General features: G+C 62.7%; 9 protein-coding genes and 2 pseudogenes. 2 read left to right on the plus strand and 9 right to left on the minus strand.

Annotated elements, in window-relative coordinates; genetic code table 11:
* Positions 1 to 36: 36 nt before the first annotated feature.
* From CO669_RS18370 to CO669_RS18400, 7 genes and pseudogenes are all read right to left on the minus strand, one after another.
* A complete protein-coding gene (locus CO669_RS18370) occupies positions 37 to 1,500 on the minus strand; it encodes an HlyD family type I secretion periplasmic adaptor subunit (RefSeq protein ID WP_097661309.1) in 1,464 nt (487 codons plus the stop codon).
* Positions 1,497 to 3,686, minus strand: a complete 2,190-nt coding sequence (locus CO669_RS18375) for a type I secretion system permease/ATPase (protein WP_097661310.1) — start codon at positions 3,684 to 3,686, stop codon at positions 1,497 to 1,499. The genes CO669_RS18370 and CO669_RS18375 overlap by 4 nt, the downstream gene beginning before the upstream one ends.
* Positions 3,687 to 4,194: 508 nt before the next feature.
* A pseudogene (locus CO669_RS18380) lies at positions 4,195 to 4,334 on the minus strand (IS5/IS1182 family transposase); the annotation flags it as partial.
* Between the two features lie 381 nt (positions 4,335 to 4,715).
* Positions 4,716 to 5,777: an alpha/beta hydrolase family protein gene (locus tag CO669_RS18385; protein ID WP_097661312.1), complete on the minus strand. Its 1,062-nt coding sequence runs from the start codon at positions 5,775 to 5,777 to the stop codon at positions 4,716 to 4,718.
* Between the two features lie 74 nt (positions 5,778 to 5,851).
* Positions 5,852 to 6,868: an ABC transporter substrate-binding protein gene (locus CO669_RS18390; protein ID WP_097661313.1), complete on the minus strand. Its 1,017-nt coding sequence runs from the start codon at positions 6,866 to 6,868 to the stop codon at positions 5,852 to 5,854.
* A gap of 49 nt (positions 6,869 to 6,917) precedes the next feature.
* On the minus strand, positions 6,918 to 7,784 hold the full coding sequence (locus CO669_RS18395; protein ID WP_097661315.1) for an ABC transporter permease: 867 nt from the start codon (positions 7,782 to 7,784) through the stop codon (positions 6,918 to 6,920).
* Positions 7,785 to 7,798: 14 nt separating this feature from the next.
* The gene (locus tag CO669_RS18400; protein WP_097661317.1) at positions 7,799 to 8,578 is read right to left on the minus strand and encodes an ABC transporter ATP-binding protein; all 780 of its coding nucleotides are present in this window, start codon (positions 8,576 to 8,578) and stop codon (positions 7,799 to 7,801) included.
* Between the two features lie 100 nt (positions 8,579 to 8,678).
* Here CO669_RS18400 and CO669_RS18405 point away from each other — a divergent pair, with 100 nt between their 5' ends.
* Positions 8,679 to 9,344 carry a response regulator transcription factor gene (locus CO669_RS18405; protein WP_097661319.1) on the plus strand — a complete coding sequence of 222 codons (666 nt, stop codon included), beginning with the start codon at positions 8,679 to 8,681 and terminating at the stop codon, positions 9,342 to 9,344.
* Positions 9,331 to 10,704, plus strand: a complete 1,374-nt coding sequence (locus CO669_RS18410; protein ID WP_245444354.1) for a sensor histidine kinase — start codon at positions 9,331 to 9,333, stop codon at positions 10,702 to 10,704. The genes CO669_RS18405 and CO669_RS18410 overlap by 14 nt, the downstream gene beginning before the upstream one ends.
* Before the next feature lie 152 nt (positions 10,705 to 10,856).
* Here CO669_RS18410 and CO669_RS36070 read toward each other — a convergent pair.
* Both CO669_RS36070 and CO669_RS18420 read right to left on the minus strand, forming a co-directional pair.
* Positions 10,857 to 11,048: pseudogene (locus CO669_RS36070) on the minus strand (IS5/IS1182 family transposase); the annotation flags it as partial.
* Positions 11,049 to 11,068: 20 nt separating this feature from the next.
* On the minus strand, positions 11,069 to 12,196 hold the full coding sequence (locus CO669_RS18420; protein WP_097661322.1) for a mandelate racemase/muconate lactonizing enzyme family protein: 1,128 nt from the start codon (positions 12,194 to 12,196) through the stop codon (positions 11,069 to 11,071).
* Positions 12,197 to 12,228: the final 32 nt, after the last annotated feature.

A 12,228-nucleotide genomic window follows, 5' to 3' on the forward strand; every position in this document is an offset into this window, starting at 1 on the left:
GCAGCGGACCGGGAAGACGCCCGGGCGTGTGCCCCCTCACCGCTCCCGCCCGGCCTCATCGAGCGACTGCGTGATCGGCGACAGCAGATATTGGATGATGCGCCGCTCGCCGGTCTTGATCTCGGCCTGCACGGAGAGGCCGGGGCCGAGGGTCTGCTGGCGGTCGCGGATTCGGATGCTGGTCTGCAGCAGGCGGATGCGCGCGGCGTAGACGAGGCCGGGCTGAACCGGCCTTCCCTTGTCGTCGCGCTGCGGCTGGCCGTTCGATTGCGACAGGTCGATCGCGTCGCGGCTGATGCTCTCGACGATGCCCGGCACCAGCCCGTAATCGGTGAAGGGGAACGCTTCCAGCTTGACGCGGACCGGCTGGCCCTCGCGGACGAAGCCGATGTCCTTGTTGAGGACCTGGGCTTCGACCTCGATCTCGGCGCCATCGGGAACCACGGTCATCAGCGGCTGGGCCGGCTGCACCACGCCGCCGATCGTCGCGACCACGAGCTGCTGCACCGTTCCGGCGACGGGCGCGCGCAACGCCAGCAACTCGCGCCGCCGCGTGGTCTTGCGCAGGTCCTCGGCCGCGAGCTGCGCCTTGTCGCGGGCCTGGACCATCTCGGTCACGGCGGTCTTGCCGAACGTCTCGCGCAGCTTGCGGATCTCGGCTTCGAGCGCCGTCATCGCCGCGCGCGCCCGCGCCGCATTGGCGAGCTGCACGTCGACGTTCTGGACGTGCTCGATACGCTGCTGCTCGTATTCGAGCAGCCGCAGCCGCGCGAAATTGCCCTGCTCGGTGAGCTGCCGGCGCGCCTCGAGCGATTGCTCGACGAGCGGGAGGGTGAGGCGCAGCTTGTTGATCTCGACCTCGGCGGAGGTCAGCTCGGCCGCGCGCTGCGCGATCTGCTGCTGCAGGCTGGCAACCTGCGCCTCGTATTCGGCGATGCTGGCGCGGACATATTGCTCCTCCACCGCAACCATCGCCGCCGGCGCGTCGTCCGGCGCGACGAAGCCGGTCTGCCGGCCGTCGAGATAGGCGAGGAGAGTTGCGTTGCGGGCCTGGATCAGCCGGGAGGCCTGCAGGTTCTGGCGCGCCTGCGCCTCGTCGGCGGTCGCGAGCGTCGGGTCGAGCTCGACCAGAAGCTGCCCCTCCTCGACATGCTGGCCGTTGGCGACATGGATGGCGCGCACCGAGCCGATCTCCATCGGCTGGATGGTCTTGACCTTGCTCGACGGAATGATCTTGCCGCTCGCCACCGCGACGACATCGACGCTGCCGATGACGGACCAGACCAGTGCGGCCGTGAAGAAACCGCAGGTCATCAGCAACAGCATGCGCAGGCCTGGGCTCGGCGGCTTCTCCATGATCTCGAGCGCGGCCGGCAGGAACTCGTGGTCGGAGCGCGGCCGCCGGTTGCGGTCGGCCTCGTTCTGCATGCTCCAGCTCGCCCGCAGCACGGCCCAATGCCTGGCGAGGGTCGGAAAACGCTCGGCGACCCAGGCCGTCACGTCGAGCGCCCCATCTGCTTGGTGTAGAGCTGGGCATAGCGGCCGCCCGAGCGCAGCAGCGTCTGGTGGTCGCCGGTCTCGGTGATCTCGCCGGCCTCGACCGTGACGATCCGGTCGCACTGCCGCACGGCGGAGAGGCGGTGCGCGATGATGATGACGGTGCGGCCGCGGGCGATGCCCGCGAGATTGTGCTGGATGATCTCCTCACTCTCGGCGTCGAGCGCGCTGGTCGCCTCGTCGAGGATCAGGATGCGGGGATTGCCGATCAGCGCCCGCGCGATCGCCATGCGCTGGCGCTGCCCGCCCGAGAGGTTGCCGCCGCGCTCGTCGATCACCGTGTCGTAGCCGTGCGACAGGCCGAGGATGAACTCGTGCGCGCCGGCGAGCTGAGCGGCGGCGATGACCCGCTCCATCGGCATCGTGGTGTCGGCCAGCGCGATGTTCTCGCGTACCGAGCGGTTGAACAGGATGTTCTCCTGCAGCACCACGCCGATCTGCCGGCGCAGCCATGCCGGGTCGACCAGCGCGAGATCGACGCCGTCGACCAGCACCCTGCCCTGCTCGGGAACGTAGAGACGCTGCACCAGCTTGGTCAGCGTCGACTTGCCCGAGCCGGAGGGGCCGACGATGCCGATCATCTCGCCCGGCTGGATCGCGAGCGAGACGCCGCGCAGGGCTTCCGGCGCGTCGGGACGATAGCGGAAACGAACCCGATCGAAGTTCACCGCGCCCTTGATCGGCGGAAGGCTGGCGCGGTTGGGGTTGTGGTCGGGCTCGGCCGGCGCGTTCAAGACGTCGCCGAGCCGGTCGACCGAGATGCGCACCTGCTGAAAATCCTGCCAGAGCTGGGACAGCCGCAGGATCGGCTGCGCGACGCGCCCGGAGAGCATGTTGAAGGCCACCAGCGATCCGACCGAGAGGTCTCCGGCGATGACCGCCTTGGCGCCGAAGAACAGGATCGCAACCGTGGTCAGCTTGGACACCAGCTGGATCAGATGGCTGCCCCAGTTCGCAAGCGTTGCGACCTGGAACCCGGTGCTGGTGTAGCCCGCGAACTGCTTCTCCCATTTCGCCCGCATCTGCGGCTCGACCGCCATCGCCTTCAGCGTGCCGATGCCGGTGACGCTTTCGACCAGGAACGACTGGTTCTCCGCGCCGCGCTTGAATTTCTCGTCGAGACGCGCGCGCAGCGGCGGCGTCACGATCACCGAGATCGCCACATAGAGCGGGATCGACAGCGTGACGATCAGGGTCAAGAGCGGACTATAGGCGTACATGACGCCGAAAAACACGATGGTGAAAAACAGATCGATCACCACGGTGACGGCGTTCGAGGTCAGGAACTCCCTGATACGATCGAGCTCGCGCACGCGGGCCACGCTGTCGCCGACGCGGCGCGCCTCGAAATACGACAGCGGCAGGTTGAGCAGGTGCCGGAACAGCTGTGCCGAAAGCTCGCTGTCGACGCGGTTGGTGGTGTGCGCAAACAGCCAGTTGCGCAGCGCCGACAGGCCGGTCTCGAAGATCAGCACCGCCGACAGCCCCACCGCCAGCACGTCGAGCGTCGTCAGCGATTGATGGACCAGCACCTTGTCGATGACGAGCTGGAAGAAGATGGGTGAGATCAGTCCCATCAATTGCAGGAAAAACGATCCGATCAGCACGTCGCGCAGCGGCCCGCGGTATTTCACCAGCGCCGGGATGAACCAGCTGATGTCGAACGGGCGCGTCGCCCCCGCCATCAGCTCGCGCGTCGTCATCAGCAGCAGCCGCCCGGCATAGCGGCCGCCGAAATCCTCCGCCGTCCACACTTCGGGACGCCCGCCATTGCCGCGCTGGATCAGGAACCGGGATCCAGCCTCCTGCTGGTCGATCTTGAGCAGAACGACGGCCTCGCCGTCCTGCAATTCGGCGAGCGCAGGCAACGGCACCTTGTGAAGCGCATCAGTGGCTACAGGCTTCACCTTGGCGACGATCTTCAGCCGCTTGGCGATGCGGGCGAGATCCTCGAGCCGATACCCTTCGCCGGGCGAGCCATGGTCATGGGCGATCTGGCCGGCGTCGGCGGGAACACCGAGGAATTTTGCGATCAGGATGAAGGAAAGCAGCGACGCCGGAAGCTCAGGATCGCTGCCGCCGGGCGTGCCTGCGGCCTCGTCAGGCGCTTTCGCAATCGCAATAGTCATGACCCAAGCTTCAAACCCGGCCGAAACAGGCCGGGATCCCAACCGGGAACCACGCAGGATTTGCCGGATCCCCCAACTCGCACAACAGATCGAGACAACAACTTAACCACGGATTACACGATCGCCTACATCTAACGTTGTTCAATGGGCAAGCCAAGCCCCTCCTTCGTCACTCCCGACGAAGGTCGTGGCCTCGATCCGCCTCGGGCCGGGCGAACGCGCGTTTCGGACAATCCGCTTCGGATTCTTCAGCGAACAAGATGTTGCGCGGAGGCGCACAGACGATCGGTCTTGCTCGCGCCAATATCCCGGCCTGCGAGAGGACCCGTGACATCCGGATCCGGGCATTGTGAAAGCCGAGCAGCGATCAGGCCATCTCCGGCCGCACATTGCGACGCCCGACCACAAGAACACGAGGCGCGCGCTTTCTGACTGGCATGAAAAACCCATGCGCCTGCAGGGCCTTGGGATGGTGGGCGCACCAGGGCTCGAACCTGGGACCTGCTGATTAGGAGACCCGTGCCAGGGTGAAGGCAGCGTCTACCGCTCTCGACCTCGCAACTTCACCTCGGCCAGACCAGCAGAACCCTTGATCCAACCGAACACCTCTTCGATCCGTTTGCGGCAGCGCTGGCTGATGTCGTAGCCGAATGGAAGTTGCGCTCACTGTTGCGGCCCCGACCCGGGCCGTCATCATCACCTCCGCCCTTCCTGCGGAAACTCTTGATCGCCCATGCTTCGACTGTGACCACAAGCCATCGATCGATGGGGTCAAGCCTTGCCTGAGTTTAGAGTTTAGGCTTCTTGGCCTCCTTATATTAGGCGACCGTCGCTTCAGCTGGCGTAGGGTTGCTCAAGAGGCGTGTATGGACGGCTCTAGGTTGGCGGAGCCGTCCACAGCCTCAGTAGCGGACGTCACTCGATCGCGATTTCGGAGCTGTTTGAAACTCCAACACCGAACCAAATGCACCTCACCTCCTGCCGCTCCTGCACCTGGCGCAGCGCTCGGTGTTCGTCGAATCCAAAACGTTATCGCGTCGAACCGCGGGGAACGGCGCGGTCCATCCAGTTCGAAATCCACTTCGCGATCTCCAGGCTATTCTTGTCCTGCATGATCATGTGAGAATTTCCCTTGAAGCCAAGGTCCGGCAAGACGGCCAGCTCTGCCTTCGCTCCAGCCTTGCTCGCCGCCGCGACGAAATCGCGGCAGGCAGGCAGGCGTGGTGCCCAAAGCGGGGATTTGTCGACATTGTCTCCGAACATAACCAGGATCGGCATGCCGACATATGGTGTCATGTCGCTAGTGGCAGCCGGACAAGCCCCAGGTTCGATCGATACGATGCCTGCAATATTCTTGCGATCCAGCGCGGCCGCCTGAAAGGGGTAGATGCCGGATTGCGAATGGCTGATCAGGATCGCGCCCTTCAGACGTTGCGAGAGATCGACCAGGGCGGGAACCGTCGGGTTAGGCGTCGGCAGCGCGGCGAGCCAATCAGGCACCATCTGTTTCCAGAACTCCGCCTGAGCCTCCAGCGGAAACTGCATGCCGGGATACGTTTGCGGGTATTCTGGCCCGAACCTGAAGGTCTTCCACGCGCTCTCCTGCCCGGCTGCGAAGACAGCCGGTAACTGGTCGGGCGGAAGCTTTCCCGCCTTCACCGCGTTGCTCATTGCGGGGCTGGTGGCTGAACGGCCGCGCCAAGCCTGATCGATCGTGTACGTGGGGTAGCCCGTTCTCAGAAAAAACTCGTCCCAGCCCATCCTGCCATCGGGCGTGGTTTCCCACGTCTTCCCTGTAAGGCAGCAGCCGTGGATCAAAACTATTGGGTACCGGCCGTACGTATTGAGCGGCGTCTGGTATCGAACATAGACCTGATCGACGACGATTGTTCCAACCGGATCTCGTCTTGCTTCCGTTGCGAGGGAGTCGGAATGTACCTCGCGTCCGCCGACGAAAAAACTTCCCTGCGAGGCTATCGTCAATGGGGACGACGCTTCCTCGCTGCGAGACGCCGATATTGCGGGCTCATTCAAGCTTACCGCGACGACGACCGAGCATAGCAGCAGAGTATTGAGCAGCTTCAACCGCACCTTACACTCCTATTGATAAAGCTAGATGCAAGAACAGACTATGGTTAGTGAGCTTTTGAACGACGTTGCAGACGCTAATTTCCCGGACGGCTCGCGAGTTGGGGCACGAACATATCGCTCCACTTCGTCGGTTTGAGTTTGATGGACCCTGCACGGTGCATGAATTCAGAGAACTGCATCATACCTGTCGGTATGGCCGAGAAGCGCGTATCCGGATCCTCGATCATTTCTTGAATTTCGACGGGATCAACCTTGATTTTTGAACTCCTGGCGTAGATCTCGGCGGCAAGTTTCTTGTCCTTGGCGATGAGAGCAGTCGCATCATCCATCGCATCTATGAAAGCCTGGGTCATCTTCGGATTCGCGTCTACGAACTTTTTCGGAGCGAAGGCGACGTCAAGAGTGATATTGCCGAGATAGTCGACCGAGTTCAGCACACGATGGATTCCAGGCGCCTTTGCTTCGATGTATTGAAATGGCGGCGAAGTGAAATGCGAGTTGATCTCGGTTTTGCCGCTCAGAAGCGCCGTCAGGGCTTCCGGATGGGGTAGGCTCACGGTCATCGGATCCATCCTGGCGAAGTTCGCATCTCCAAACTCCCTGGCCGCGATCATCTGAAGGACCACGGCGGCAAGAGACGTCTTGATGCCCGGCAGCGCAATCTTGTCCTTGCTGGTAAAGTCCTTCAGCGACCCGAGTTCAGGCTTGTTGGTGTTGAGCCATAGCGAGGTCGAGCTCATGCCGGACACACCGACCACTTCGACATTCGGGATGCCCTTGGCCTTGGCCCAGAGTGTGATGAATCCGGGCGCGCCGGTGCCCGCGAAGTCGAGCGTACCCGCCATCATCGCATCGTTGATGACGTTGCCGCCATCCAGCATGAGCCACGTCACCTTGATGTCGCCGAGACCGGCGGTCTTGGCCCGCTTCTCCAGAAGCTGCTGATCCTGCATGACGATCAGCGGCAAATAGAGGATGCCGAACCCCTTGGACACGCGGACCTGGCTCACCTCCGCGCGGACGATGCTCGAACAAAACACTGCGCAGAGCGCGGCGGCAGCAAACGCGCCCATAAGGCGGCTCTTCGACATCTGATATCCTCCCGTAGTATGCCGGTTCGGCTTTGATTTCTGCCTGGTTCTAGTGCTGCATGCCCCAGCGTCGGATTGTCTTGCGCTCGATCGTAGCGAAGATGACATTCTCGACGAAGAGCCCGATCAGGATCACCGTGAACAGCCCTGCGAAAACGTTCGCCGTCTCGAGCTGGTTGCGGTTCTCATAAATGAACCAGCCGAGGCCGCCGGAGCCCGACGAGACGCCGAAGACGAGTTCGGCCGCGATCAATGTACGCCAGGCAAAGGCCCAGCCGACCTTGAGACCCGTCAGGATCGCCGGGAAAGCCGCAGGGATGAGGATCAGGCGCACCAGCTTGAGGCCGCGCAGCCCGTAGTTCTGGCCGACCATGCGCAGCGTGTTGGAAACCGAGCGGAAGCCGGCATGGGTGTTGAGCGCGATCGCCCAGAGCACGGAATGCACGAGAACAAAGATCACGCTGCCTGAGCCGAGGCCGAACCAGATCAGCGCAAGCGGCAGCAGCGCAATCGCGGGAAGCGGGTTGAACATCGAGGTCAGCGTCTCGAGCAAGTCGGCGCCGATCCGCGAGCCGATCGCCAGCGTCGTCAGCAACGCAGCCAGGCCGATGCCGATACCGTACCCGATCACCAGAGTCTGCAGCGAGACAAGCATGCGTTGTGGGATAACGCCGCTTGCAATATTGCTAACAAAGGCCTCGATGGTCTGGCCAAAGGTGGGGAACAGCAGCGGGTTGCCGAGCCAACGGCCATACGCCTCCCAGGCGATGGCAAGCCCGGCAAGGATCAAGGTCTTGCGGACGAAGCCGTAGCCATAGACACGCTCGGCGACGCCAAGCGACTTGGCGATGACCGGCGCGTCGCCGGAATGGACTTCGTGGACAATTTCGGGGCGGAAGGCGAGAAGATCGGTCATGTTGGTCGGTCCCCTCAATGCGCTGCGAAAAGCATGTCGTTGATGCGGGTTTCGAGCGCCGCCTGCGTGCCGGTGCCCATTTCCCGCTGCGGTATGCTGTTGAGCTCCGCCTTGACCTCGCCGGGATGGGGCGACAGCAGCAAAATGCGCGTGCCAATGCGGATCGCTTCCTCGATCGAATGCGTGACGAAGAGCACCGTAAAGCGCGTGTCGTCCCAGAGCCGCAGCAGTTCGTCCTGCATCTTGCGACGCGTCAGTGCGTCGAGCGCGGCGAAAGGCTCGTCCATGAGCAGGACGTCGGGCTCCATCGCCATGCCACGCGCGATCGAGACGCGCTGCTTCATCCCGCCCGACAGCATATGAGGATAACTGTCGATGAATTTCGTCAGCCCGACCTTGTCGATATACGACTTTGCGCGCTCTTCGGCTTCAGTCCCGGTTGCCCGTCCGCTCGCGGTCAGCGCGAATACGACATTCTCCCGCACCGTCTTCCAGGGAAGGAGCTGGTCGAACTCCTGGAACACCATCATCCGGTCGGGGCCGGGACCCGTGACCTCGCGGCCCTTCAGGCTGATGCTTCCCTCGACCGGGCTGAGATAACCACCGATCGCCTTCAGTAAGGTCGACTTGCCGCAGCCGGACGGGCCAAGCAGCACGAACCGGTCCGATGGATACACCTCGAAGGAGACGCGGCGCGTCGCCGTGACGATGGCACCGGGAGTCTTGTATTGCAGCGTCACGCCGCTAACCGAAAGCAGCGGGGAGACTGTACCGGTACTGAAGGGGGCGTTCATGGGCCCTATCCTCTATGCGTTTCCTTGCGCGCTATGGCGCTTGATGTGCTAGTAAACCGCGAAACTGACTTTTACCTGACTCCAATACGAGTGCTCCTGGGTGCGCATACTCGTCGTTGAAGACACCAGCGATATCGCCGAGGCAGTGGTGGCACGTCTCGAAGCGGCGGGTCACGCGGTCGATTGGGGCGCCGATGGCAGCGCAGCTACAGAGCTGCTTGCTGTGCAGACCTACGACCTGATCATCCTCGACCTTAATCTTCCGGACGAAGACGGCTTGACGGTGCTCAAGGGGCTGCGAAGGCGTCGCGTCAAGACGCCCGTCCTGGTCATCACGGCACGCTCTGCCGTCGACGAGCGGATCAGCGCGCTCGATCTCGGGGCCGACGACTACCTCACGAAGCCATTCGACTACCGCGAGCTGGAAGCGCGAGCGCGCGCCTTGCTGCGGCGCAGCATGGGCCTTTCGGATAACCTATTGCGCGTTGGGCCGTTAACGATCGACCGAGCAGGACGAGTTGCGAGCATCGAGGACAGACCGCTCAATCTGACGCGCCGCGAATTGACAGTACTCGAGATCCTGGCCGTAAGACCGGATCGTATTGTTCCGAAGGAGGAGCTCGTAGAGCAGCTCTTCAACTTCGACCAAGAACCCAACGCAAATGCCATCGAGCAGTTTGTGGCGCGTTTGCGCCGGAAGCTCGCTGATGCACCCATTGAGATCAGGACCATGCGTGGTTTGGGCTATCAGCTTGTCGCGACGTGACCTGCAGCTTTCGCTCCGCACCCGCATCATCGCGACGCTATCGGTGGTGCTTGCCGCCGGTGCCGTCGTCCTCGGTTTTGCAGCCTGGAAATACTCTTCGGTCGCTGCGCAGCAGGCCTACGACCGCCTTCTAAGCGGGGCAACGATCCAGATCGCGGAAAACGTCTACGTACAAGGCGGCGTCGTCGCTCTCGACCCTCCGGTTGCTGCCATCGCGACGCTCTCGGCCTATGATATGGTCTTCTATAAGGTCGTCGATCCACGCGGAATTGTCGTGGCTGGGTATGGCGACCTGGCCTCCACGGCCACTGAGTCTGCGGCAAGAAGCGGCGTTGTACTGGAGGATGGCGTCTATCAAGGGCAAATCGTACGCATTGCGACGATGGCCCGGCACATCGAGTCCCCTGCTCAGGCTGGATGGGTAACGATCGTGGTCGCCCAGACAACGGACGCGTCTTCGGCTCTTGCGCGCGAACTGACGCTGAAGGCACTGACCGTCATCGCGGTCATGAGCGCGCTGGCCGTGCTCGCGGCAAGCTTCGCGATAGGTTTCGCCCTGAAGCCGCTCACCAAGATTGAAAGCGAGATTGCGAACCGGCGGGCGGACGATCTTAGCCCCATCCATGCCGAGCCGCCCTTCGAAATCCGTAGCCTCGTGTTCGCGATCGATGGCTTCATGCAGCGCCTTGCGGACAGAATGAATCTGATGCAGCGCTTCATCGCAGATGCCAGCCATCAGATTCGTACGCCGCTTGCGGCGCTCGATGCCCAGGTGGAGTTGCTCTCAAGTACGAAGTCACCGCAGCGACACGCGGAATATCTGGCTCGCATCCGCGACCGGACGACGCAATTGGCGCGTTTGACGAATCAATTGCTTGACCATGCGATGGTCATCCATCGCGCCGATGCCGCGCAAGCCGCGCCTGTCGGGCTCAACGAGTTGGCAAGGTCAGTCCTTGCAAACTCCGTCCCGCTGTCGATGTCGCGCGAAGTCGAAATCGCCTTCGAGCCGGCGGATCCGGCGCCGGTTATCATGGGCGATGCGATCAGCATACGCGAGGCACTCGGCAATCTGATCCACAATGCGCTCGTCCATGGTGCGCGGAGTCAACTAACCGTTGTTGTCGGCCAAAATGGAGACTCTGCCTGGGTCGAAGTACGGGACGACGGTAACGTCTTTGATCCGACGACAGCCGAGCAACTCGTTGCTCCCTTCGCAAAGGGTGAGAGCTCGTCCGGCTCGGGGCTCGGGCTCTCGATAGCCCGCCAAGTTGCCCAAGCCCATGGCGGCTCGCTCAATTTCGCACGCTCCGATGGCTTGACCACGGTGCGATTGTCGATGAGACGAGACGCGGCTTAATACAAAACCAAGACCACACGCGGACGCGGCAGAAGATCGATACGCCATCCGCCAGTGTGCTTAAAGCTAAAGGGCCGTGAGAATTAAGGGCCTCTGATTTCCGCAATGCCCCAAGAGCGGGTACAATGTGGGCCGAAGCTGACAGTCGCCTTCGCGATATGCGGCGTGACCGATCGATCTCTCAAATCGTGCACGACCTGATCGACATCACATGCCTTGTCCGCACCAAGTGTGATCGGCCGCCTTCTGCGATGCCGGGCATCAGTCAGAGCCAGCGCCGTCTTCCGCTGGGCGGTGCCGGTGGCCTGGCTGATGCCACCGCCAACCGCCAGGCCATGACGGTTCAACTCCGGTTGGCTTTGATCTAGAGGACGCGATAATTCACAATCTTGGATAGGTCCGGCGAAAGGTCGAGCCCCGGCCCCTCGCCCAGATTTATCGTTCCGTTCTTTACGCAGGCGACAGGTCCACAGAACAGATCGCGTAGCGGATTATCGTTGGTATCTATCTCCAGCCAACCATCTCCTGCTATGCCCGCCAGCAGGTGCGCCGAGGCGAGCAGACCGATGCCGCCACCGAGGTAATGCGGGCAGAACGTCTTCCCAGCTTTGCGAATGTCGCTTGCCAATCCGACGCAGGCGCTGAACCCTCCCCATTTCGCGATATCAGGCTGGACCACGCCAAGCACGTCCCCGGCGAGGACTTGCTTGAAACCCTCGACGCTTGCGATGTTCTCACCGGCGGCGATCGGCATTTTCGCGCTCGCCCGCAGCCTGCGCCATTCCTCCCACGGCCGGTCGGCGCGGATGGGCTCTTCCAGCCAGCGCAGGTCGAATTCGGCAAGACGCGGCAGCATCTCCAGCGCCTGATCGACCGACCAGCCCTGATTGGCATCCGCAGCGAGCATGCCCGTCCCGGCGATAGCACGAAGCGCGGCGAGATTGGCCAGATCTGTCTCGGCGCCGAAGCCGACCTTGAGCTTCAGCGCGCGATGACCGCGCTCGAGCGCGGCTTCGGCCGTGCGAGCCGCCCCGCTGGGATTGATGCCGCTGGCATAGACCTTGATCCTGCTCGACTGACCGCCGATCAGCCGCCACAGCGGCAAATGCCGGCGACGCGCGAAAAGGTCCCACAGCGCGAGATCGATGCCGGAGATCGCTTGCGCAAACGGCCCGGGCTCGCCGCATTGCAGCGCCAGCACCTCTGTGCCCTTCGTCAGGTTCTCGAAGGCCTGAGCCGGGTGATCGAACTTTCGCCCGACGAGGCCCGGTGCGAGCACCTCGTTGACCAGCCGGGCGCGATGCTCCGCACCCGGTGCCGGAAAATTAGACCAAGCCTCCCCCCATCCCTCGACGCCGTCCTCATCGACGGCGCGAACGAAGACGGCAGGACGGTTGAGCATCTTGCCAAACGAGGTCACCACCGGCGTCGCCAGCGGGTAGCGATAGCAGAGGGCTTCGATTGAACGGATGGTGAAGTCGTCAGTCGTCATGTTGCTCACCCTGCGATCGAGACCGGACCACG

This window comes from Bradyrhizobium sp. Y36 (genome assembly GCF_002531575.1).
Taxonomy (GTDB): domain Bacteria; phylum Pseudomonadota; class Alphaproteobacteria; order Rhizobiales; family Xanthobacteraceae; genus Bradyrhizobium.